Here is a 23,912-nt window from a genome sequence, read left to right as displayed (position 1 = left end):
GTTACCTCTTGCGCAATACATACACTCGCCACATGGCGTAGAGCGGTATGAAGTCCAGGGATTCCTGAACACGGAAACCGGCCTGCTCGAATTCTGCCTCGACAGTAGCAGCCGGTAACACAAACCGGTTTTGGTAACCTTCCTGCTCACCTTTTTTGCGACGACGCACTTCGCTGCGCTTGCGCTTCCAGGCTTTGAAATTGCCGTCTACCCACAGCGAAATAATCACGCTGTCGCGGGTAACACGTTGAAACTCGCGCAGTATTGTCAGCCTGTGCTCCGGTTCACCAATGTGGTGCATCAAGCGCATGCAGAAAATACTGTCGACGGAATTATCTGGCAAATCGATATCAAAGGCCGACGTCTGCAAAGGGCGTACCCGTTTCACCACATCTGCCGGTTGGGCAGCGGTGGCGATCTTCAACATCGACGCCGAATTGTCAGCTCCGATAATCACACGGTTGGGTTTTTCGGCCAGTAACGGCCAGAAGCGTCCAGCGCCACACGGCAGGTCCAACACCAGGCCCGGCTCACCGGCCATGGCCAATGCGCCGCGCGCCAACTGCTCGTCGCGTTTGTGGGACAACCGGCGAGCCAGATTGTCCTGATGCTTGAGCAAATATTTCTGCGCGTGTTGATCGTCGTACTTGTCAGAAAATTCCAGCTTGATCGGGGAAGGCATCTTACGTCTCCAGTAACTGATGCCTACGACCTTAAGCAGCGAACTGTGATCAACAGGTCAACTCGTTGTGAAAATCTTGTCCTGTCCAACTGCATACATTTCAAGACTTTACAGAAACATTCAGTAGCACCGGGCCATCTTCGCCGAAAAGCAGGCAGTCTGCATCAGCAAAGCGACAGACTGAAGGGTCAGGTTTTGACTGGGTTGAGCTCCACATGAAAACGGCAGCCATTGGGCTCCATGGTGCTCAGGCTTACGCTCCAGCCCTGGCTTTCGCAGATCCGTTGCACCAGCGACAGGCCGAGGCCAAGGCCCTCGCCACGCTTCTCGCTACCGCGCACGAACGGCTCGAACATCGCTTCGCGCTTCTCTTCGGGGATGCCGACACCGGAGTCCTCCACCACGAAGCCACTGGGCTCCAGCGTCAGGCGGATAAACCCGTGTTCGGTGTAATGCAGGGCATTGCGCAGCAGGTTACCCATCACCGCATGCAAGAAGGTGGTGTTGTAGCGGGTGTCCAGGGGGTTGCCTGGCAGGTAGATCAACGCCAAGCCTTTTTTCTCGATGGGCTCGCGCCAGATACCGAGCAGGTCTTCGGCCACCTGGGTGAGGTTGCCCTGGGGTGAACTGGCAGCGTCGTCGTGTTTGGCGCGGGCCAGCATCAGGAAGGTCTGCACCAGCTCGCGCATTTCTTCACAGGCACGGGCAATGCGCTCGACCTGGTTGCGACCTCGTTGATCGATGGCTGGGTTTTCGCGCAGCAGTTCGCAGGAACTGGCCAGGACCATCAAGGGCGTGCGCAACTCATGGCTCACATCGCTGGTAAACAGCTGCTCGCGCGACAACGCCTGGCGCAAACGGCCGAGGGTGGCGTCGAACGCCACCGCCAGCTCGCCCACTTCATCGGCGGCGTAATCCGGCGCCAGGGGCGGAGCCAGGCCTAACAGTTGGTCACGATGACGGACCTGGCGAGCCAGGCGTACCACCGGCGCCATCACCTTGCGGGCCAGCACCCAGCCGAGGAACGCCGCCAGCGCCAGGCTGAGCACGAAGCCCACCAGCACCACCGCAAACAGCACGCGCTCACGCTCTTCGAAATCGCTCTGGTCTTGCAGCAACACATAACGCCGACCATCAACCACTTCAACCATGGCGTGGTACGACAGCGCCTCGCGAAACACCTCATGAAACCCTGGGTCCAGATGGCGCAGATCCTTGGGCAGTTCAAAATCGCCACGCCCGCCGCTGAAATAAAACAGCTGGTCCGGCTCTGGCCGGTGGCTCCAGTCTTCGACGCTGTCCATCAGCAACAGGCGTTGCAGGTCACCGCCCAGGCCCGCCGAGATCAACTTCTCCTCCACCAGGTGCACCGTCGCAATGATGCCCACGGCGAAGGCCCCCGCCACCAACGCACTCATCAAGGCGAAAGCGATGATGATCCGCTGGGCAAGGCTTTGCTTAAACTCCATCACGACCCTCGGCCAGGCGATAACCCACACCGTGCACCGTTTGCAGCAACGGTTTGGCGAAAGGCTTGTCGATCACTTGGCGCAGTTGATGAACGTGGCTGCGCAGGCTGTCGCTGTCCGGGCAGTCGTCGCCCCACAGGGCTTCTTCGAGAACTTCACGGCGCAAAACATGCGGGCTTTTCTGCATCAGCACGGCGAGCAGTTTCAGGCCCACCGGGTTGAGCTTGAGCAGGCGCCCTTCGCGGGTAACTTCCAGCGTATCGAGGTCGTAGTTCAGGTCACCCACTTGCAGCGCACGACGCCCGCCGCCCTGAGCACGGCGCAACACCGCTTCGATACGCGCGGCCAGTTCCGACAAGGCGAACGGCTTGAGCAGGTAATCATCGGCGCCAGACTTGAAGCCCTGCAGCCGGTCGTCTAATTGGTCGCGAGCGGTGAGCATGATCACCGGTGTGTCGCGGCGCGCGTCTTCGCGCAGGCGCTTGCACAGGGTGTAACCATCGATGCCGGGCAGCATGATATCGAGCACGATCAGGTCGTAATGCTCGGTGGCCGCCAGGTGCAGGCCCGACAAACCGTCCTGCGCACAGTCCACTGTGTAGCCTTTGAGCCCCAGGTAATCGGCCAGGTTGGCGAGGATATCGCGGTTGTCTTCAACCAATAGAATTCGCATGGGCAGTGTCTCCGTACGCGGTAACGGCCGTGTTGGCTCGCGCAGCTTAAGGCCAAGCGGGGCTCAGGGATAGAGGTGAGAGCCCCGTCGATAAAGGTTTTCAACTGTTTGTAAAGCCAAACAAGTTTTTCACTATAGCTTCACAAACTAACTACAGTGCCAGGACGAAGATCGCCCCCCATTGATATAAGGAACTTAGACATGGGTTTTTTCAAAACAGCGCCAATGCGCTATTTGCTGTTGATCACCGGTGCCTGGTTAGTGGTTTTCCTGCTCACCCGCAGCGTGCTGCTCATTACCCACCTGGATGAAGTCAGCGGCAACCTGTTGCCGGTGTTTGGTGTCGGTTTGCTCTACGACTTGGGTTTCCTGGCCTATGCAGCCTTGCCGCTTGGCCTGTATCTGCTGCTCTGCCCGCCTGCCTTGTGGCGCCGCCGTGGCCATCGCTGGTTCCTGCAAGCGGTGCTGACCGTCAGCCTGTTCGCCATGCTGTTCACCTCGGTGGCCGAATGGCTGTTCTGGGATGAGTTTGGCGTGCGCTTCAACTTTATCGCCGTCGATTACCTGGTGTATTCCGATGAGGTACTGAACAACCTGCTGGAGTCTTACCCGATCGGTAAGCTGCTGAGCCTGCTGGCGATGCTGGCGCTGATTCTGAGCGTGGCTCTGCGCAAGCCCTTCAATGCCGCGCTGGCAGCGCCCTTGCCTGCGCTGCGTGGCCGTTTGGTCAACGCCCTGGGCCTGCTGGTGCTCGCCGGCCTCAGCCTGCAACTGGTCAGCCAGGACAGCCCGCGCACCCAAGGCGGCAACGCGTACAACAACGAATTGGCCAGCAACGGCCCCTATCAGTTCTTTGCCGCGTTCCGTAACAACGAATTGGACTACACCCAGTTCTACAAAAGCCTGCCGACCGATGTCGTCGCCAAGCAGTTGCGCGCCGAACTCAGTGAGCCCAACGCCCGCTTTATCGACCAGGACCCGCTGGATATTCGCCGTGCCATCACCAACCCCGGCACACTGCGCAAGCCCAACATCGTGCTGGTGACCATCGAGAGCTTCAGCGCCAAGTACATGGGCAGCAATGGCGATGCGCGCAACCTCACACCTAATCTGGATGCGTTGCGCCAACAGAGCCTGTACTTCAATAACTTCTATGCCACCGGTACGCGCACCGACCGCGGCCTGGAAGCTATTACCCTGGCAATTCCACCGACACCAGGGCGTTCGATCGTCAAGCGCATCGGCCGCGAAAGCGGGTTCGCCAGCCTGGGTCAACAGCTCTCGGCCATCGGTTATGACAGCGTGTTTGTCTACGGCGGGCGCGGTTACTTCGACAACATGAACGCGTTCTTCAGCGGCAACGGTTATCGGGTGGTGGACCAGAGCAGCGTGCCCGAAGCAGAAATCTCATTCAAAAACGCCTGGGGCATGGCCGACGAAGACCTGTTCAAACAGACCTTGAAACTGGCCGACGCTGATTACGCCAAGCAACAGCCGTTCTTGCTGCAACTGATGACCACCTCCAACCATCGCCCCTACACCTACCCGGACGGGCGTATCGACATCAAGTCCGGCAAGGGCCGCGACGGCGCAGTGAAATACACCGACTACGCCATCGGCCAGTTCCTTGAGGCGGCCCGCCAGAAGCCCTGGTTCGATAACACGATCTTCGTGTTCGTCGCCGACCACACGGCTGGCAGCGCCGGCAAGGAAGACCTGCCGATCACCAACTACCAGATTCCGCTGTTTATCTACGCGCCCAAGCTGATCGACGCACGAGAATCCGCCCAACTGTCCAGCCAAATCGACCTGGCGCCGACCTTGCTGGGCCTGCTCAACCTGAGCTACGAATCGACATTCTTTGGCCGCAACCTGCTGCAAGACAACCCATTGCCTCCACGGGTGGTGGTGGGCAATTACCAGCACCTGGGTTTGTTTGATGGCAAGGACCTGGCGATCCTCAGCCCGCGACAAGGTTTGCGTCGCCACGACCAGGCCCTGGGCGAGAGCCAGGAGCTGCGCGTCGGTAGCGATGACCCCTTGATCCAACGGGCGATCACCTACTACCAGGCCGCCAGTTATGGCTACAAACAGCAACTGCTGAGCTGGAAAGCGCCCAAGGAAGAGGCTCCCGTCTTAAGCAAACGCTAATCAAAAAGCCCCGTGCAGGTAGCACGGGGCTTTTTCACCAAGGTTCGAGATGAAATCCCCCTCCTCTTTACCGGTTTCCAAACCGCTTAATTTTTGGCTGTGCCTGGGCCTGCCTGCCAGCGCTGCAGTGGCCTTGCTGTTGCTGGAACTGACGTCACTGGACATGGACCTGGCCAGGCATTTCTACAGCGCAGAGGCTGGCGGCTTCATTGGCCGCTATAGCTTCTTCCTTGAAGACATCCTGCATGACCGTGCCAAGCAACTGGTGATCCTGTTTTCGGTACTGGCGATTCTGGGGCTGGTCGGCAGCTTTATCCTGCAGCGGCTCAAACCGTACCGCCGTGAACTGGTGTGCCTGGTGCTGTCGCTGGGCATGGCGACGGCGTTCGTGTCGCCATTGAAAACCATCACCGCCGTGCAATGCCCCTGGAGCCTCAAGGAATTCGGCGGCCAGGAAACCTACAGCGAACTGCTCAGCCCGCGCCCGCCGACCGATAAACCCGGCCGCTGCTGGCCCGGCGGGCATGCCGCCACCGGGTTTGCCTTGTTCGCCTGGTTCTTCGCCCTGCGGGATCGACGGCCACGACTGGCGCGCTACGCGTTCATCTTTGCTGTCAGCCTGGGCAGCGTGTTTTCAGTCAGCCGCATGCTGCAAGGGGCGCACTTTTTTTCCCACAATGTTTGGACAGCGATTTTTTGCTGGCTGATCTGCCTGGGGTTGTACTGCTTGTTGCTGTACCGGCCTGCACGGCAACGGTCATAGCTTTCTGTAAGAGCGAGCTTGCTCGCGAAAAGCTTCAACGATAACGCGTGCTTGCTGAATGAACGCGGCGCCTTTGAGTTTTTCGCGAGCAAGCTCGCTCCTACAAAAAAGCCATTAGGGCTGCCTGCGAAAGCCAACGGTAACCACGATGCGAAGCGAGTCGCTCTTGATCTGCTCTTGATCTGCTTTTGATTTTGATCTTAAGCGCCCCGTCAAACCACGCTGGCCGGAATTCGACAGGGATTTGGGGGGTAAACCGGCAGGGATGCCGGTTTAGCCGCCCCGCGCCATGGATGGCGCGTGGCGGCGGCCCCCCAAATCACTGGCGGATTACGGGCACACCGAGCCTAGGCGAGGTGCCGAGTGGTGGGGCAAGAGCCCTTTTGGTTACTTTTGGGGCTCTTTTCCAAAAGTGACCCGCTGTCAGAGCCATCCCTTTCAAGGTCTTCGGTAAAATCCCCTGAAATTTCATTCAGGGATCCCAAACGATGTGGGCCGATGTTCTAGCGCGTTTCGAGAAAAAAGCACCTGCCAGCGTCATGGCCAAATTGGCGCTGGAACAAGCTATTGCCCCTGAGTGGGTCGATCAGGTCTTCGAAGAACATCGGCAACGGCAGTATTCTCGTGAACTACTGTTCTCGACCATAATCAAGCTGATGTCCCTTGTTTCATTGGGCTTGAAGCCATCCCTGCACGCCGCCGCGCGGCAACTGGAAGATCTCCCTGTCAGCTTGGCGGCGCTCTACGACAAAATCAGTCGTACTGAACCCGCGCTATTGCGCGCTCTGGTCACCGGTAGTGCGCAACGACTGACTCCAACAATCAAAGAACTGGGTTGCACGACGATGCTGCCGGACTGGCAGGTTCGCGTGGTAGATGGCAATCACCTGGCATCCACTGAGAAGCGTCTGGGGGCTTTACGCCAGGAGCGAGGTGCGGCTCGTCCCGGTTTTTCGGTAGTGGTCTACGATCCTGATCTCGATCAGGTCATCGACCTTCAGGCATGTGAGGATGCCTACGCCAGCGAGCGCGTTTGCGTGTTGCCTCTGTTGGCTAATGCTGAACCGGGCCAGGTGTGGCTGGCTGACCGACTCTACTGCACGCTTCCGGTAATGGAAGCTTGTGAGCAGGTCCAGACGTCCTTTGTCATTCGCCAGCAAGCCAAACATCCACGCCTGATTCAAGAGGGTGAGTGGCAAGAACCCGTGCCTGTGGAAACAGGCTCTGTGCGTGAGCAGATCATCCAGGTCAGAGGCGGTTACCAATGTCGGCGCGTCGAACTGACGCTTCATTCGCCAACAGACTCGGGTGACAGCAGCTTGATGTTCTGGAGCAACCTGCCTGAAAGCGTCAGCGCTGAGCAGATCGCGCAACTCTATCGCCGCCGCTGGAGCATTGAAGGTATGTTCCAGCGACTGGAAGCGATCCTGGAAAGTGAAATCGAAACTCTCGGCAGCCCAAAGGCCGCCTTGCTCGGGTTCACTACGGCAGTGTTGGCCTACAACGTCCTGGCCGTACTCAAGCGAAGCGTGGAGCAAGCCCATCGGGAGACCCAGCCTGATGGCTGGGAAGCCTCGATCTATCACTTGGCGGTCCAGGTCAGGAGTGGTTATGAGGGAATGCAGATTGCACTTCCCTCGGAATATCTTCCCGCCATCCCTGTGGAAAAGTTGGCCCAGCGTTTGTTGGAGCTGGCCAGAAACATCCAACCCAAACAAGTTGCGAAAAGTCCCCGCGGCCCCAAGGTGCCTAAACCCAAGACATGGGTGCAAGGCAAGGCGGTGAATGCGCATGTTTCAACGGACAGGGTAATCAAGGCTGCCAAAACGAAAAGACCTTGAAAGGGCTGGCTGTCAGAGCGGAACCCTAAGTGGCCGTTACCGCAGAAATGGATATGTACACAATCCAACTGTGTTGACTGTCAGGCCGCCATCGCAGGCAAGCCAGCTCCCACATTTGGATCGCGGTGCATCAGCTAGATCAGCGTCGACTGTCAGGCCATCACGGGAGCAAGCTCCCTCGCCACAGGTCCAGCACACAGCCGTGCATAAAAAAGCCCCGCCTGCATCACTGCAGGCGGGGCTTTTTATAGCGCCGGGTAAGGCTGGCTTACATCATGCCGCCCATGCCACCCATGCCGCCCATGTCTGGCATACCGCCGCCAGCGCCTTCAGCCTTAGGCTTGTCGGCAATCGCAACTTCGGTGGTCAGCAACAGACCAGCGATCGAAGCGGCTGCCTGCAGAGCCGAACGAGTCACCTTGGTTGGATCCAGGATGCCCATTTCGACCATGTCGCCGTATTCGCTGGTAGCAGCGTTGTAACCGTAGTTACCTTTGCCGTTCTTCACTTCGTTGACCACAACACTTGGCTCGTCGCCGCTGTTGGAAGCGATCTGGCGCAGCGGTGCTTCAACGGCACGACGCAGTACAGCGATACCGACGTTCTGATCAGCGTTGTCGCCGGTCAGGCCAGTCAGGGCTTCCAGAGCACGGATCAGCGCAACGCCACCGCCAGGTACCACGCCTTCTTCAACGGCTGCACGGGTTGCGTGCAGGGCGTCTTCAACGCGGGCCTTCTTCTCTTTCATTTCAACTTCGGAGCCAGCGCCAACCTTGATCACTGCAACGCCGCCAGACAGCTTGGCCAGACGCTCTTGCAGTTTTTCACGGTCGTAGTCCGAGGAAGTCTCGGCAACTTGGGCACGGATCTGAGCGATACGGGACTCGATGTCGCCTTCAACGCCAGCACCGTCAACGATGATGGTGGCTTCCTTGGACAGGGTCACGCGCTTGGCGCTACCCAGGTTTTCCAGGGTGGCGCTTTCCAGGCTCAGGCCGATCTCTTCGGAGATAACGGTACCGCCGGTCAGAACGGCGATGTCCTGCAGCATGGCCTTGCGACGGTCGCCGAAGCCTGGAGCCTTGACGGCTGCAACCTTGACGATGCCACGCATGTTGTTCACAACCAGAGTCGCCAGGGCTTCGCCTTCAACGTCTTCAGCCACGATCAGCAGTGGGCGGCCGGCTTTGGCAACGGCTTCCAGTACTGGCAGCATTTCGCGGATGTTGGAGATCTTTTTGTCGACCAGCAGGATCAGCGGGCTGTCCAGCTCGGCAACCATGGTGTCCGGCTTGTTGACGAAGTACGGGGACAGGTAGCCACGGTCGAACTGCATGCCTTCTACAACCGACAGTTCGTTTTCCAGGCCCGAGCCTTCTTCAACGGTGATCACGCCTTCTTTACCGACTTTTTCCATGGCTTCGGCAATGATGTCGCCGATGGAGCTGTCGGAGTTGGCAGAGATGGTACCTACCTGAGCGATGGCCTTGGTGTCGGCGCATGGCTTGGACAGGTTCTTCAGCTCTTTGACGATGGCGATGGTCGCCTTGTCGATGCCGCGCTTGAGGTCCATCGGGTTCATGCCGGCAGCAACGGACTTCAGGCCTTCATTGACGATCGACTGAGCCAGTACGGTCGCGGTGGTAGTACCGTCACCTGCGTCATCGTTGGCACGGGAGGCAACGTCTTTGACCAGCTGCGCGCCCATGTTTTCGAAACGGTCTTCCAGTTCGATTTCTTTGGCTACGGAAACGCCGTCCTTGGTGATGGTCGGAGCGCCGAAGCTCTTCTCGATGATCACGTTACGGCCTTTCGGGCCCAAGGTCGCTTTTACTGCGTCAGCCAGTACGTTGACGCCAGTGAGCATTTTCTTGCGGGCGGAGTCGCCGAATTTAACTTCTTTAGCAGCCATGATCGATATTCCTTAAATACTTTGTAGTAACGGGAAAATGAGCGAGGAAATCAGTCTTCCAGAACGGCGAGAATTTCGTTCTCAGCCATTACCAGCAGGTCTTCGCCGTCTACTTTCACAGTGTTGCTGCCGGAGTAAGGGCCGAAAACAACCTTGTCACCCACTTTCACGGCCAGTGCGCGTACATCACCGTTCTCCAGGGTTTTGCCTGGGCCAGCAGCGACGATGACACCGTGGTTGGCTTTTTCAGCAGCCGAACCTGGCAGAACGATCCCGCCAGCGGTTTTCTTTTCTTCTTCGCTGCGACGGATTACGACGCGGTCGTGCAGAGGACGAAGCTTCATTGTCGATCTCTCCTAATTGTGTTTTTCATCGGCCGGTATCAATTCCGGCGGGTTAAATTCCGGCGGTGCCGGTCGCGGCTCGCTGGGCGAGACGCGGAAGTCTGTCTGATGTCACCACCAGAAACCTTGCGGTGACCGTTACATAAGGGCGCCCAGGCTTATTACAAGGGGCCGGGGATGAAATTTTTTGTGTCGGTTCAAGGGCAAATGCAACACGGCACCCGAAGGTGCCGTGCCGGTGAAGCGGTTATTTGTTGTCGCGGTGTTCGAATTCGCCTTCGATCACATCACCTTCACGCCCCAGGGGTTGGCGCGGAGCCGGGCCGCCACGGGGTTGCAGGTCGTCGGCGAACGCACGCTGGCGCATCGCGGCCTCTTCGGCGCGCTGGCGCATCTTGCCGGCCAGCAGCTTGCGGGTGAACGGCAGCAACAGCACCAGGCCGAGCACATCGCTTATAAAGCCTGGCAGGATCAGCAGGCCACCGGCCAGGGCCATCATCAGGCCCTCAAGCATGGTCTGGGCCGGCAGTTCGCCGCGGTTCAGGCTTTCACGGGCACGCAGGGCGGTCGCCAGGCCGGCGACACGCAGCACCAGGACGCCAAGCATGGAGCCTACGATGATCAGCAGCAGCGCCGGGAAGAAACCGATCGCACCGCTGACTTTAACGAATACGAACAGCTCCAACACCGGAAACAGCAGAAAGAGCAATAAAAAAGGGCGCATCAAATGGTTCCTCAACGCAAGAATGCCTTGCCAGTTCACCTTAGATGACGTCGCCATTGCGTGAATTCAAGCAGTAACCGCGGTTTTTTTCGGCCAGACCTCGGCATGCGCCAATGAAACCAGGGCTTCGCGCACTTGTGTCGGCGTGTTGCAGGGCTCGGCAAACCCTAGCCAATGTAACGACTGACCAATGCGCAGGTGCATGCCTTCGCTGTCGATACCGGCCAGTTGCGCAGGCTCGGTGGTGGGCAAGCCGCCCAGCTCGACGTAATGGGCGATGGCCTTGGTGTGATCGCTGTTCATGTGCTCGATCATGCTGCGCTCGGCCTTGCCCGCAAACGGGTTGGCCAAGGTCAACTGGTCGACCCAATGGATCGCGCCGAACCCACCGATATAACGGTGGCGCACTGGCTTGAGTACCCAGAAATCGAAATCATGGGCCTTGTGGTAGTTGGCCGAATCAGGAAAGTAGCGGTAGTAGCGCTCGGCAGCGGCTTCGATGGCGGCGGCGTCTTCCAGCTTCTCGGCTTCGGCCAGGTAGGTCAGGCGCCCGACGGCTTGCACATCATCGGCCTCACGCTCCCCCACCAGCAGCGAACACTTGGGGTCTTTTTGCAGGTTATGGGTGTGCTGGGCAATGCGGCTGATCAGGATCAGCGGGCGGCCCTGCTCGTCCAGGCAGTAGGGCACCACCGAGCCGAAGGGAAAGCCGGGCATGGCTTTGGACTGTGTGGCGAGCGCCCCACGGTATTCCTTGAGCAACAGCTCTCGGGCGTTCTTGGCAACCTGCGTGCTCAATATAGGATTCCTCGGATGTTCCGCCGCCCATGGCATATGGGAATGGATCTCAACACAAGGTAATCAATATCTGCGCAGGTTGCCAGAGGGGCCGACGCCGGTTTACCAGGCCACGCCAAAGCCTGCGGTGTAGCGGGTCTTGCTCAAGCTGCTGTCGGAGTCGCCGCTGATGATGTCACGCTCGGCCTTGAGGTTGAGCGATGCCCATTCGGTGACTTTGTAGCGCAGGCCCATCTCGGCATCCAGGGAGTAATCGGCCGGGCCGTCCAGAGGCTTGCCCAATTCGCCGTTGGTGAAGAACTCCACGGTCTTGCCCACCAGGTAGCGGTTGTAGTTCCACTTCATGGCCAGGGAATAGAAGTTGTCCTTGCCGCCGTCGGCATATTCGTAATCGGTGCGGTTGACCAGCGAACCAAGGGAGAACGCGCCCAACTCATCGTCCCAGAACTGGTAGCCCGGGCCGGTACCCACGGTGCGCTGGCGCGCCAGGTCTTCGACCTTGTCGCGCTTGTAGGTCAGGCGACCCTGCCAGAACCAGTGTTCTGTAATGAAGCGGTCCAGGTCGTATTCCAGGGCCCAGTTGTCGGTGGTGGTGACGTCGTCCTGGAACTCGCGGTTGTATTCGCCCTTGCCCGTATGACGCCACTGGCCGTGACGGGCCGAGGTCTTGAAGTCGATGTCGTAGTCGTTGGTGTCTTTGTCGGCGCGCTTGTAGTCCAGCGCCAGGTCGACGTTGCCCTTCCACACCAGGTCTTCGATCACCGGCTTGGGCTTCATGATCTGTTGGATACTTGCCAGTTCCACCGTCTTGGGCGCCTCGCCATTGGCCAGCACCACCTTGCCGTCATCCGCTGCCTGCAAGGACTTGGCCTTTTCACCGGTGTAGGCGTCCTGCTTGACCAGCAGTTCCTGGTCACTTTCCAGGGTTTTAACCTGCTTCCAGTCCACCGGGATGGAGCCTGCGTAGGAGGTTTGGATCAGCAACTTGCCACCGTCGAAGACTTTGATCTTGCCGGTGAGCCGGTCACCGTTTTTCAACCAGACGGTATCGGCGAGCAAGGGCGTGGAAGCACTGAAAACAGCAAGGCACAACAGGGTTCTGGACAACATAAGCAAGTACGGGGCTCAGGGTAGGCAAAAAAGGGGCGTTATAGTGTTACATGGCTAGAACTGACTCAAGGATTTATATTGAGTTCAATACTCATCGCCATGTTTACAGACGTTTCTGACAAAACAACGACGATCTCAACGGATATGCCCACAGTGATCTCACCCGCCGATACGCCACAAAGCCCCGCCGAGATGCGCCGCACTGCCCTGTACCTGACGCTGTCGCAGGTGCCCGAAGGCTGCGTGGTGAGTTACGGCGAGCTGGCACACCTGGCGGGTTTGGGGCGTGCTGCCCGCTGGGTCGGGCGTACCCTGAGCCAGCTGCCGCAGGACACGCGATTGCCCTGGCATCGAGTGCTGGGTGCCGGTGGTCGGATAAGTCTGCCGGTGGGCAGTGCCTCGGGTGACGAACAACGTGCGCGTTTACGTAGCGAAGGCGTCACTATCCTGAACAATCGTGTTGATATTCAGCGTCATGGCTGGCGCCCGGTAGAGCACAGCGGTTAGAGTGCGCGCTTTGTTTCCGCAAATCTGAGGCAGACTCCAGCCCATGCCCCGTAAAACCTGGCGCGCCGCGCTCGCCGCCTATGCCAGCCCTTCGACGTTAGTGCTGTTGTTGCTCGGTTTCGCCGCCGGCATGCCTTACATGTTGGTGTTTTCGACGCTTTCAGTGTGGCTGCGTGAAGCTGGTGTGGCCCGCGAGACCATTGGCTATGCGAGCCTGATCGGTCTGGCCTACGCCTTCAAATGGGTCTGGTCGCCGCTGCTCGACCAATGGCGCCTGCCGTTGCTGGGCAAACTGGGGCGCCGTCGCTCGTGGCTGGTGCTGGCCCAATCGCTGGTGATCCTCGGATTGATCGGCATGGGTTTTTGTGACCCGCAAAAACACTTGTCCTGGTTGATCGCCATTGCGGTGATAGTCGCCTTCGCGTCGGCCACCCAAGACATCGCCGTGGATGCCTACCGCCTGGAAATCGCCGACGACAGCCGTCAGGCCGCCCTGGCAGCAAGCTACATGTCCGGTTATCGCATCGCCGCCCTGCTGGCCACGGCCGGTGCGCTGTTTTTTGCCGAAGGCTTCGGCTCCACCGGTTTCAACTATAAACACTCGGCCTGGACCGGCACCTATGTGCTGTTTGGCGTGTTGATGGTGCCGGCGTTGCTCACCACGTTGTTTATGCGTGAACCCGATGTGCCACTGCGCACCCAACTGCAGGCCGGGCGCTACAGTTTCATGCACCAGTTGGTGTCGGTGTTTGTCCTGATCGTGCTGTTGGTCTCGGTGCCGGCGATGTTCACCCAGCTGTACAACACCGACTTTGCCAGCGTGCTGTTCCAGGGCGTGAGCCTGTGGGAACTGCTGATGGAAGACCGCGCCTTCCTGCGTGCCATCCTCTATATAACGCTCACTGCCCTGTGCCTTTCGGCCATGGGTCGCCGGGGCCTGGCGCCCGTGCTCACGCCGGTCAACGACTTTATCCTGCGCTACCGCTGGCAGGCGCTGCTGCTGCTCGGGCTGATTGCCACCTATCGCATGTCCGACACAGTGATGGGCGTCATGGCCAACGTGTTTTATATCGACCAGGGTTTCACCAAGGACCAGATCGCCGGGGTGAGCAAGATCTTCGGCCTGATCATGACCCTGCTCGGTGCCGGCATGGGCGGGCTGTTGATTGTGCGGTTCGGGATATTGCCGATCCTGCTCATCGGCGGCATAGCCTCGGCCGGCACCAACCTGCTGTTCGTGATGCTCGCCGACATGGGCCCCGACCTGCAGATGCTGATTGTCACCATCTCCCTGGACAACTTCAGTTCGGGCATGGCCACTTCAGCGTTCGTGGCTTACCTGTCGAGCCTCACCAACCTCAAGTTCTCTGCCACCCAATATGCGTTGCTCAGCTCGATCATGCTGTTGCTGCCACGCTTGATCGGCGGCTATTCAGGGGTGATGGTGGAGAAGTTCGGTTACCACAACTTCTTTATGATCACTTGCCTGATGGGTGTGCCGACGCTGTTCCTGATTGCGCTGCATTGGTTCCAGGAGAACCGCCGCGCCCGGCTGAATCCCCCTGAAGAAACGGACCCCTTGTAGGAGCGAGCTTGCTCGCGAAAAACGTCAACGATAAAGCGGGCTTCCTGAATGAACGCGGAGCCTGTGAGTTTTTCGCGAGCAAGCTCGCTCCTACAGGCATCAGGGCCAGTCACGCTACAGTCAGATCCCCCGCAACGTCACGCCTGTACTCCGGCGACAAGCGCCCGTACAATCCCAAGTCATTTCAAGTCCAAGCAACCGACAACGGCCTACCATGCGTACCAGTCAATATTTGCTCGCCACACAGAAAGAAACGCCTTCCGACGCGGTTGTGATCAGCCATCAGCTGATGCTGCGCGCCGGTATGATCCGCAAACTGGCCTCGGGCCTGTACACCTGGTTGCCCATGGGCTTGAAGGTGATGCGCAAGGTCGAAGCCATCGTTCGTGAAGAAATGAACGCTGCCGGCTCTCTGGAAGTGTTGATGCCGAGCACCCAACCGGCTGAGTTGTGGCAGGAATCCGGGCGCTGGGAAGAGTACGGCCCTGAGTTGCTGCGTTTTAAAGACCGTCATGGCCGCGATTTCTGCGCCGGCCCGACCCACGAAGAAGTCATCACCGACCTGATGCGCAACGAGTTGAGCAGCTATAAACAGTTGCCGCTGAACCTGTATCAGATCCAGACCAAGTTCCGTGATGAAATCCGCCCACGCTTCGGCTTGATGCGTGGCCGCGAATTCATCATGAAGGATGCCTATTCGTTCCACGCCGACCAGGCTTCCCTGCAAGCGACCTACGACCGCATGCACCAGGCCTACTGCAACGTGTTCACGCGCCTGGGCCTGAAGTTCCGCCCGGTTGAAGCGGACAACGGCTCCATCGGCGGTGCCGGCTCCCACGAATTCCACGTGCTGGCCGAGTCCGGCGAAGACGATATCGTGTTCAGCAACGGTTCCGACTACGCGGCGAACATCGAGAAGGCCGAAGCCATACCACGTGAAACCTCGCGCCCTGCTCCCACCGAGGAGCTGCGCCTGGTCGACACGCCAGACACCAAGACCATCGCGGCCCTGGTGGAGAAATTCAATCTGCCGATTGAAAAGACCATCAAGACCCTGATCGTGCGCGCCGAAGAAGAAGGCAAGCTGATCGCCCTGGTGATCCGTGGCGACCACGAACTCAACGAAATCAAGGCCGCCAACCAGCCTGGCGTGGCCAGCCCGCTGGTCATGGCCACCGATGCCGAACTGCGCGACGCCATTGGCGCCGGTGCCGGCTCCCTGGGCCCGCTGAACCTGCCGCTGCCGATCATCATCGACCGCTCGGTGGAGCTGATGAGCGACTTCGGTATCGGCGCCAACATCGACGACAAGCACTACTTCGGCGTGAACTGGGAGCGCGACCTGCCGGTTCCGACCGTGGCCGACCTGCGCAACGTCGTGGCCGGCGACCCGAGCCCGGATGGCAAGGGCACCCTGGAGATCAAGCGCGGCATCGAAGTCGGGCACATCTTCCAGCTGGGCAACAAGTACAGCAAGGCGATGAAGTGCGAAGTACTGGGTGAGAACGGCAAGCCGATCACCCTGGACATGGGCTGCTACGGCATCGGCGTATCCCGCGTGGTTGCCGCTGCCATCGAGCAGAACAACGACGAGAAAGGCATCATCTGGAGTGACACCCTGGCGCCGTTCCAGGTGGCCCTGGTGCCGTTGCGCTATGAAACCGAGCAAGTACGCGAAGCCACCGACAAACTGTACGCGGAACTCACCGCTGCCGGTTTTGAAGTGCTGCTCGATGACCGGGACAAGAAAACCAGCCCGGGCATCAAGTTCGCCGACATGGAACTGATTGGCATCCCGCACCGGATCGTGGTCAGTGACCGCGGCCTGGCTGATGGCAATCTGGAATACAAGAGCCGGACCGAAGCCGAAGCCCAACCGTTGCCGGTGGCTGACGTGCTGTCTTTCCTCCAGGCGCGTATTCGTCGCTGAAAACCAGATCAAGAGAAGTCATGTTCAAGCGAAACACCAGAGCCCTGGGGGGCGCCGCCTTGTGCGGCGCCCTGCTGGTCAGCGGCTGCGCCAATCAGATGTCGCAACGCAGCGAGCACGAGGAGCGGGTCGAGCGTAAGTTGCTCGACCACAGCCTGCAGATCGATGTAGGCGAGCCTAAAGTGCTGGAGCTGCCGCAACGCCGGGTTCGCATTCATGAGCAGAAGACCTTCGAGGTCACCGAATTCGAAGTCACCCGTCGTTATGACCGCTACACGCCCTACCAGCCCTGGCGCAAACTCTATGAGATGCCGCTGGGTGCCGTGGCGCTGGTGGCGGGCGTGGGTGCCAACGTGGTGAATATCTTCGCCCTCGGCAACCTGCCCACAAGCGTGACCCGTGACTGGCTGAGCTACGGCGTGGACGGCATCAACCCGTTCATGAACGTGCAATCCCACGGCCGTGCGCAACAGAACCTGGCGGCTATCGATGAAGTCCAGCGTGACAAACGCCTGGAGTATTCGAGCCTGCCCTGGAGCGAGCGCCCGGTACAAGTCACCGCTGGCAAGCAGACCCACGAACTGACCACCGACCGCAACGGCATCCTGCGCCTGAACCTGTTGGACAGCCCCTTTGCCGAGCAAGACCTGAACCGCGTCACCACCTTGAAGATCAGTGTGCAAGATGGTCAGGACGACGTGCATACGGATTCGACCCTGGCGGTCAGCAACACACTGCGCAGCAAGCTGCTCGAAGCCCATGCCCTGATCTACGACGACCTGGAAGATGACGAAGTGAACCAGTGGGTGCACCGAGTCAAACGCCTGTCGGAGTTGGGGCTGGAAGAAGAAGCCAGCGAGCTGGAACAAAGCCTGATTGAACTGACGCGCAATGATCCGGAGTTGCAGCAGGAGTTTGTGCAGGCGCTGACCAAGGATGCGGGGCGGTTGGTGGCGGATCCTGGCGCACGCTGATCGCTCAATGCTTGTGAAGATCAAACGGTTGGAGCTGGCTTGCCTGCGATAGCCATAGGTATCTACACAAATCTGTAGCGCTCAACGGTAACCACGATGCGAAGCGAGCCGCTCTTGATCTGCTTTTGATCTTGATCTGAGGCGCCCCGTTAAACCACGCTGGCCGGAATTCGACAGGGATTTGGGGGGTAAACCGGCAGGGATGCCGGTTTAGCCGCCCCGCGCCATGGATGGCGCGTGGCGGCGGCCCCCCAAATCACTGGCGAATTACGGGCACACCGAGCCTAAGCGAGGTGCCGAGTGGTGGGGCAAGAGCGTTTTGCTTACTTTTGCGCTTTTCAAAAGTGAGCCGCCGTCAGGGCGGAACCCTAAGTGGCCGTTACCTAAATAATGGATATGTACCCGGTCCAACTGTGTTGACTGTTAGGCCGCCATCGCAGGCAAGCCAGCTCCCACATTTGTTTCGTGGTTTTTACCAGGAAAACTCGAGCTGTTCGTTACCGCCGCTCAGGTCCAGCAACCGCACCCCTATCCCCAGCAACCGCACCGGCTTGCCCCCGCGATTGAACGCCTGGGTCATCAACTGCTCATAACTCTCCAGATCCCGCCCTGCCCCGGCCTGTTCCAGCGTCGTCTGGGTAAAGTCATGAAACTTCACTTTGACGAACGGCTTGCCCGCCCGGTAGCTGCTGTCGATACGCGCCATGCGCCCGGCCAGGGTTTCCATCAGTTCCGGCAGTTTCGCCAGGCAACTCGGAAGGTCGGGCAGGTCCACGTCGAAGGTATTTTCCACACTGATGGATTGCCGCCGGCTGTCGTTTTGCACCACGCGGTCATCAATCCCACGCGCCAAGCTCCACAGGCGTTCGCCAAAACTGCCGAATTCGCGCACCAGCGCCAGTTTGTTCCAGTCGCGCAATTGCAGGCAGTCCTCGATGCCCAGGCGCGCCAGCTTGTCGGCGGTGACCTTGCCCACGCCATGCAGCTTGCTGACACGCAACTGCGAAACAAAGTCTTCGACCTGATCCGGCGTGATCACAAACAACCCATTGGGCTTCTTCCAGTCGCTGGCGATCTTAGCCAAAAACTTGTTGGGCGCTACGCCGGCAGACACGGTGATATGCAACTGGTTGGAAACACGGCGCCGAATGTCCTGGGCAATACGCGTGGCGCTGCCGCCAAAATGCGGGCTGTCGGACACGTCAAGGTAAGCCTCATCCAGCGACAACGGCTCGATCAAGTCGGTGTAGTCGCGAAAAATCAGCTGGATTTCTTTCGATGCTTCTTTATAGGCATCCATGCGCGGCTTGACGATGGTCAAGTCCGGGCACAGCTTCAAGGCATGACGTGACGACATCGCCGAACGCACCCCATACGCCCGCGCCTCGTAGTTGCAGGTGGCGATCACGCCGCGCCGATCTGCCGAGCCACCGACGGCCAAGGGCTTTTGCGCCAGGCTCGGGTCGTCGCGCATCTCGATGGCGGCGTAGAAGCAATCACAGTCGACGTGGATGATTTTGCGCTGCGTCATATAAACGGGGTGTTAACCAACGGGTGGCCAGTATCGCACTCACCCCTGTATATAGCACCAGTAGTTTGAATCTTCCGCCTCAGCGGTAGGAAATTTCGTAGATGAATATATTTTCTCAATCGAATCCAGCATCCCAATAGAGCTGAAAGCCTTGCCCTGCCTGGCTTCAAGCCCTCAAGAAGCTCCTCATCAAGCGCTAACCGATTGAAGCACAAGCGCTTTTCTTTAGTTTACGGGTTGACACACTCGCGTTCCTCTGTAGAATGCCGACACACAGACGCGGGATGGAGCAGTCTGGTAGCTCGTCGGGCTCATAACCCGAAGGTCGTCGGTTCAAATCCGGCTCCCGCAACCAAACATCGAAAAAGGCTACTCGAAAGAGTGGCCTTTTTTGTGCGCGCTTGTTTTCCCTTGCACAAAGCGCCCAACACCTTGATTTCAGAATAATTAGCGCTTATTTCAGCGATTGGCTCATTAACGGTTGACACCCTGCCGTTGGGCTGTAGAATGCCGCCCACAGACGCGGGATGGAGCAGTCTGGTAGCTCGTCGGGCTCATAACCCGAAGGTCGTCGGTTCAAATCCGGCTCCCGCAACCAAACATCAAAAAAGGCTACTCGAAAGAGTGGCCTTTTTTGTATCTGCCGAAAAAGTTCTTCTGAAACAATGGCATGGCATCTTTCATGAAACCGTAGACGGTTTGCAGAGTCCATCTCATTGAACGCTAGGCTCAATGCTCAAGCGCTACCCCTCTACGACCAATGGCCGCAGTCGCCGCGCCCGGTGATCCGCGTTAATATTTGTAATTATTTTGTCCATAGGGATTGGTAACTTGGCTGGATACCTCCATCCTGTCGCGCACAATCCACGAGGTGATTGATGCGCGCCAACTCGTCTGAACCACAAGACACCGTCACAGCAGAACAACCGATCACTCCCACCCGTTTGCGGTGGCTGGACCTGTTGAGCAAGTATCGCCAGCCCATCGGTCTGGCCGTGACGCTCCTGCTGTTTGCAATCGCCCTGATCGCCTGCCGACACCTGTTGCTGGAGCTGGACCTCTACGCCCTGCACGATTCGATCCTGGAAGTGCCCAAGCCCGCCCTGTTGGGTGCCTTTGCGGCAGCGGTTGCCGGCTTCATTATCCTGCTCGGCTATGAGTTCTCCGGCGCGCGGTATGCCGGCGTGCAATTGCCCGCCAAAACCCTGGTCCTGGGTGGCTTCACCGCCTTTGCCATCGGCAACGCCATTGGTTTGTCGATGCTCTCCGGCGGTTCGGTGCGCTACCGTTTATATGCACGCCATGGCATCGGCGCCTCGGAAGTGGCGCACATGACCGTATTCGCCAGCCTGGCCCTGGGCTGTGCCCTGCCGCCGCTGGCCGCGCTGGCCACGTTGAGCAACTTGCCGGCCGCTTCCACTTACCTGCATTTATCGCAAAGCCTGCTCGGTGGCATTGCCGGCGCCGTGCTGCTGTTGTCGGTGCTGCTGTGCATCGGCATCTATCGCCGCCGCCTGCCGGAGCAGCCCTACCCCGACAACCTGCTGGTCAAGGCCGGGCGCCGTACCCTGCGCCTGCCAGGCCGACGCCTGACGTTCCTGCAACTGATCATCACCGCACTGGACGTCGCCGCAGCCGCCACCGTGCTGTATCTGCTGTTGCCGGAAGCACCGCCCTTCGGCCCGTTCCTGTTGGTGTACCTGCTGGCCCTCGCCGCCGGTGTGCTCAGCCATGTGCCGGGCGGCGTCGGCGTATTCGAAGCGATCCTGCTGGCGGCCTTTGCCGACAAACTCGGTGCCGCCCCCCTGGCTGCGGCCTTGTTGCTGTACCGCATGATCTACGTGGTGCTGCCGCTGCTGATCGCCTGTGTATTCCTGCTGGTCAACGAGGCCCAGCGCCTGTTCCAGACCCAGCAAAGCCTGCGGGTGGCATCAGGGCTGGCAGCGCCAGTATTGGCCGTCCTGGTTTTTTTGTCCGGCGTGGTCCTGCTGTTTTCCGGCGCCACGCCAGAGATCGACTCACGCCTGGAAAACATCGGCTTCCTGATCCCCCATCGTCTGATTGACGCGTCGCACTTCGGTGCCAGCCTGATCGGCGTGTTGTGCCTGTTGCTCGCTCAGGGCCTGCGTCGGCGGTTGTCGGCGGCCTGGATGCTGACCATGGTGCTGCTGCTGGTCGGCGCCCTGCTCTCGCTGCTTAAAGGTTTCGACTGGGAAGAAGCCAGCCTGATGACCATGACCGCAGTGCTGCTGGCCATCTTCCGCCGCTCGTTCTACCGCGCCAGTCGCCTGACCGAGTTGCCGTTTTCGCCGCTGTACCTGGTGGCCAGTGTGTGTGTGCTCGGTGCCTCGATCTGGCTGCTGCTGTTTGCCTATCAGGACGTGCCCTACAGCCATCAACTCTGGTGGCAGTTCACCCTCGATGCCAACGCCCCGCGTGGCTTGCGTTCGCTGCTCGGCGCCGCCGTGTTGCTGGTGATCGTGTCGCTGACCTGGCTGCTGCGCACGGCACGCCCGGTCATCCACCTGCCGACCCCGGAAGAACTGGAGCGCGCCAGCAAGATCCTGATGGCCTCGTCCCAACCCGACGGCGGCCTGGCGCTCACTGGCGACAAGGCGCTGCTGTTTCACCCTAACGATGAAGCTTTCCTGATGTATGCCCGTCGCGGGCGTAGCCTGGTGGCGCTGTATGACCCCATCGGCCCAACCCAACCGCGCGCCGAGATGATCTGGCAGTTCCGCGACCTGTGCGACATCCACCACGCCCGCCCGGTGTTCTACCAGGTACGCGCCGAGAACCTGCCGTACTACATGGATATCGGCCTCACCGCGATCAAGCTGGGTGAAGAAGCCCGCGTCGACCTGAAACGCTTTGACCTGGAAGCCAAGGGCAAAGAAATGAAGGATTTGCGCTACACCTGGAACCGTGGCACCCGGGACGGCCTGTCCCTGGAGATCTGCGAACCAGGCAAGGCGCCGATGGATGAATTAAAAGTCATCTCCGATGCCTGGCTTACAGGTAAGAATGTGCGGGAAAAGGGCTTCTCCCTGGGCCGTTTCAGCGATGACTACCTCAAGCACTTTCGTATCGCGATCATTCGCTTCGAAGGGCGCCCGGTGGCCTTCGCCAATTTGCTCGAAACCTACAACCATGACCTGGCCAGCCTCGACCTGATGCGTGCCCACCCGGACGCGCCCAAATTGACCATGGAATTTATGATGGTGGGCCTGATTCAACATTATAAGAGCCACGACTACGCGCGCTTCAGCCTCGGCATGGTGCCGTTGTCGGGCTTGCAACCGCGCCGTGGTGCACCGCTGACCCAGCGCCTGGGCTCGATGGTGTTCCGCCGTGGCGAGCAACTGTATAACTTCCAAGGTTTGCGCCGCTTCAAAGACAAGTTCCAGCCCGACTGGGAACCCCGTTACATGGCCGTGCCCGCAGGACTGGATCCGCTGGTGGCATTGGCCGATACCGCCGCCCTGATCGCGGGCGGCTTGACTGGATTGGTGAAACGCTGATGATTCGACGCTCCTGGCGGTATGTATTGGCTTTAGTGGTGCTGCTTGCGCTGATCGCGGCGGGTGGCTTCTGGTACTGGAACCGCCCTGCCCCGCAGCCGACCCTGGAGCATTTGCCCCAGGCCGACGGTTCGGTAATGACCCGCGTGACCCCGGCCAGCAACGCAAAAGCCCGCGTGGCCGTGGCGGTGATGGCCGACGAAACCTTGACCGACAGCCAACTGATGGCCCTGAGCCAGGGCGGTGCTGCGCAACTGGTTCAGGTGGTGCTGCCCAAAGATGACTGCGCATTGCAGGAACAAGCCCTGCAAGGCGCCCTGGCCCAGCTCAAAGGCCCGGCGACCCTGGTCAGCGGCATCGGCCCTGGCGCCGCACTCGCCTGGCGCTGGCTGGCCACCCAGAACGACGACAAGGCCAACGCCATCTCTGTGGGCTTTGCCCTGAAACAGGAAGGCTGCAACGACCCGCTGCCGAAAACCGCCGCCCATGGCAGTTGGCTGGTGGCGTGGAACGATAACCCCGACGATGAAAGCGCCAGTTTCGTACGTGACACACCGCGCGCCACCACCAGTATCAGCGACTACGACATTCATTACCCACAGGTGCTGAACAACGAACTGCGCAAGCAACTGGTCGGTTCGGACAACGGCGGCCTGGCGATTCCGGTGGTGGAAGTACCTGCCGGCCAAGCCAAGGACACCGTGACCCTGTTCCTCTCCGGTGACGGCGGCTGGCGCGACCTGGACCGCGACGTGGCGGGCGAGATGGCGAAGATCGGCTACCCGGTGGTGGGCATCGACACCCTGCGCTACTACTGGCAGCACAAGACGCCTGAGCAAAGCGCCAAGGACCTCACCGAGCTGATGCAACACTACCGGCAAAAGTGGGGCACCAAGCGCTTCGTGTTGACCGGTTACTCGTTCGGCGCCGACGTATTGCCGGCGATCTACAACCGTATGCCAGAGAACGAACAGCAACGGGTAGACGCGATCATCCTGCTGGCCTTCGCCCGCACCGGCAGCTTTGAGATCGAAGTGGAAGGTTGGCTGGGCAACGCCGGCAAAGAAGCCGCCACCGGCCCGGAAATGGCCAAGCTGCCGCCAGAGAAAGTCGTGTGCATCTACGGTGCCGAAGAAGTCGACGAGAGCGGCTGCACCGACAAGACCGCCGTGGGCGAAGCCATGAAGCTGCCGGGCGGGCATCACTTCGATGAGAACTACCCGGCGCTGGCCAAGCGTTTGGTGGAGATTATCGTCAAGCATCAGGCCAAAGCCGAGTAACTCAGGCTTAACCGAAGACCCAATGTGGGAGCGGGCTTGCCCGCGATAGCGCTGGCTCAGTCACAGTAGCGTTGACTGACACTCCGCCATCGCGGGCAAGCCCGCTCCCACATTGAT

At 59.5% G+C, this 23,912-nt stretch carries 18 protein-coding genes and 2 tRNA genes; 11 read left to right on the top strand and 9 right to left on the bottom strand.

Annotated elements, in window-relative coordinates; genetic code table 11:
* Position 1: 1 nt before the first annotated feature.
* The 3 genes from CRN80_RS15110 to colR form a co-directional block, all read right to left on the bottom strand.
* A complete protein-coding gene (locus CRN80_RS15110; RefSeq protein WP_098950474.1) occupies positions 2-682 on the bottom strand; it encodes a class I SAM-dependent methyltransferase in 681 nt (226 codons plus the stop codon).
* A gap of 188 nt (positions 683-870) precedes the next feature.
* Positions 871-2,151, bottom strand: a complete 1,281-nt coding sequence (locus CRN80_RS15105) for a HAMP domain-containing sensor histidine kinase (RefSeq protein ID WP_003193935.1) — start codon at positions 2,149-2,151, stop codon at positions 871-873.
* The gene (gene colR / locus CRN80_RS15100) at positions 2,141-2,824 is read right to left on the bottom strand and encodes a two-component system response regulator ColR (RefSeq protein ID WP_003193936.1); all 684 of its coding nucleotides are present in this window, start codon (positions 2,822-2,824) and stop codon (positions 2,141-2,143) included. Before colR ends, CRN80_RS15105 begins: the two co-directional genes overlap by 11 nt.
* Before the next feature lie 201 nt (positions 2,825-3,025).
* Between colR and CRN80_RS15095 the strand changes: the two genes are divergently transcribed.
* The 3 genes from CRN80_RS15095 to CRN80_RS15085 all read left to right on the top strand — a co-directional run bounded on the left by CRN80_RS15095 (position 3,026) and on the right by CRN80_RS15085 (position 7,579).
* Positions 3,026-4,975: an LTA synthase family protein gene (locus CRN80_RS15095; protein WP_098950473.1), complete on the top strand. Its 1,950-nt coding sequence runs from the start codon at positions 3,026-3,028 to the stop codon at positions 4,973-4,975.
* A 49-nt stretch (positions 4,976-5,024) separates the two neighbouring features.
* The gene (locus CRN80_RS15090) at positions 5,025-5,738 is read left to right on the top strand and encodes a phosphatase PAP2 family protein (protein WP_034134540.1); all 714 of its coding nucleotides are present in this window, start codon (positions 5,025-5,027) and stop codon (positions 5,736-5,738) included.
* A 539-nt stretch (positions 5,739-6,277) separates the two neighbouring features.
* Entirely contained in the window at positions 6,278-7,579 is a 1,302-nt protein-coding gene (locus CRN80_RS15085) for an IS4 family transposase (RefSeq protein WP_098952559.1), read from the top strand.
* Positions 7,580-7,847: 268 nt separating this feature from the next.
* On the opposite strand, the gene groL is transcribed toward CRN80_RS15085, so the two are convergent.
* The 5 genes from groL to CRN80_RS15060 form a co-directional block, all read right to left on the bottom strand.
* Positions 7,848-9,491: a chaperonin GroEL gene (gene groL, locus CRN80_RS15080; protein ID WP_032895444.1), complete on the bottom strand. Its 1,644-nt coding sequence runs from the start codon at positions 9,489-9,491 to the stop codon at positions 7,848-7,850.
* A 50-nt stretch (positions 9,492-9,541) separates the two neighbouring features.
* Positions 9,542-9,835, bottom strand: a complete 294-nt coding sequence (locus tag CRN80_RS15075) for a co-chaperone GroES (protein ID WP_003193940.1) — start codon at positions 9,833-9,835, stop codon at positions 9,542-9,544.
* 247 nt (positions 9,836-10,082) lie between these two features.
* A complete protein-coding gene (locus CRN80_RS15070) occupies positions 10,083-10,559 on the bottom strand; it encodes an FxsA family protein (protein WP_034128625.1) in 477 nt (158 codons plus the stop codon).
* A gap of 66 nt (positions 10,560-10,625) precedes the next feature.
* A complete protein-coding gene (locus tag CRN80_RS15065) occupies positions 10,626-11,357 on the bottom strand; it encodes a HugZ family protein (protein ID WP_032895442.1) in 732 nt (243 codons plus the stop codon).
* Between the two features lie 102 nt (positions 11,358-11,459).
* The gene (locus CRN80_RS15060; RefSeq protein ID WP_098950472.1) at positions 11,460-12,467 is read right to left on the bottom strand and encodes a DUF481 domain-containing protein; all 1,008 of its coding nucleotides are present in this window, start codon (positions 12,465-12,467) and stop codon (positions 11,460-11,462) included.
* A gap of 144 nt (positions 12,468-12,611) precedes the next feature.
* Here CRN80_RS15060 and CRN80_RS15055 point away from each other — a divergent pair, with 144 nt between their 5' ends.
* The 4 genes from CRN80_RS15055 (at position 12,612) to CRN80_RS15040 (ending at position 17,463) form a co-directional block, all read left to right on the top strand.
* Positions 12,612-12,974: an MGMT family protein gene (locus tag CRN80_RS15055; RefSeq protein WP_032895440.1), complete on the top strand. Its 363-nt coding sequence runs from the start codon at positions 12,612-12,614 to the stop codon at positions 12,972-12,974.
* 43 nt (positions 12,975-13,017) lie between these two features.
* The gene (locus CRN80_RS15050) at positions 13,018-14,559 is read left to right on the top strand and encodes an AmpG family muropeptide MFS transporter (RefSeq protein ID WP_032895439.1); all 1,542 of its coding nucleotides are present in this window, start codon (positions 13,018-13,020) and stop codon (positions 14,557-14,559) included.
* Between the two features lie 214 nt (positions 14,560-14,773).
* A complete protein-coding gene (locus CRN80_RS15045; protein ID WP_032895438.1) occupies positions 14,774-16,489 on the top strand; it encodes a proline--tRNA ligase in 1,716 nt (571 codons plus the stop codon).
* A 20-nt stretch (positions 16,490-16,509) separates the two neighbouring features.
* A complete protein-coding gene (locus tag CRN80_RS15040) occupies positions 16,510-17,463 on the top strand; it encodes a hypothetical protein (RefSeq protein ID WP_056789139.1) in 954 nt (317 codons plus the stop codon).
* A 472-nt stretch (positions 17,464-17,935) separates the two neighbouring features.
* On the opposite strand, the gene dinB is transcribed toward CRN80_RS15040, so the two are convergent.
* On the bottom strand, positions 17,936-18,994 hold the full coding sequence (gene dinB / locus CRN80_RS15035) for a DNA polymerase IV (protein ID WP_098950470.1): 1,059 nt from the start codon (positions 18,992-18,994) through the stop codon (positions 17,936-17,938).
* A gap of 278 nt (positions 18,995-19,272) precedes the next feature.
* On the opposite strand from dinB, the gene CRN80_RS15030 reads away from it, so the two are divergent.
* The 4 genes from CRN80_RS15030 to CRN80_RS15015 all read left to right on the top strand — a co-directional run bounded on the left by CRN80_RS15030 (position 19,273) and on the right by CRN80_RS15015 (position 23,795).
* Positions 19,273-19,349 (top strand) — tRNA-Met (locus tag CRN80_RS15030).
* A gap of 166 nt (positions 19,350-19,515) precedes the next feature.
* Positions 19,516-19,592: transfer RNA gene (locus CRN80_RS15025), tRNA-Met, on the top strand.
* A gap of 280 nt (positions 19,593-19,872) precedes the next feature.
* Positions 19,873-22,515, top strand: coding sequence for a bifunctional lysylphosphatidylglycerol flippase/synthetase MprF (gene mprF, locus CRN80_RS15020; RefSeq protein WP_098950469.1), 2,643 nt, complete (start codon positions 19,873-19,875; stop codon positions 22,513-22,515).
* Positions 22,515-23,795: a virulence factor family protein gene (locus tag CRN80_RS15015; protein WP_098950468.1), complete on the top strand. Its 1,281-nt coding sequence runs from the start codon at positions 22,515-22,517 to the stop codon at positions 23,793-23,795. The genes mprF and CRN80_RS15015 overlap by 1 nt, the downstream gene beginning before the upstream one ends.
* Positions 23,796-23,912: the final 117 nt, after the last annotated feature.

This window comes from Pseudomonas sp. FDAARGOS_380, from assembly GCF_002591235.1.
Classification (GTDB): Bacteria; Pseudomonadota; Gammaproteobacteria; order Pseudomonadales; family Pseudomonadaceae; genus Aquipseudomonas; species Aquipseudomonas salmasensis.
Note: the sequence above shows the minus strand (reverse complement) of the source record. Positions and strands in the feature narration are given on the sequence as shown.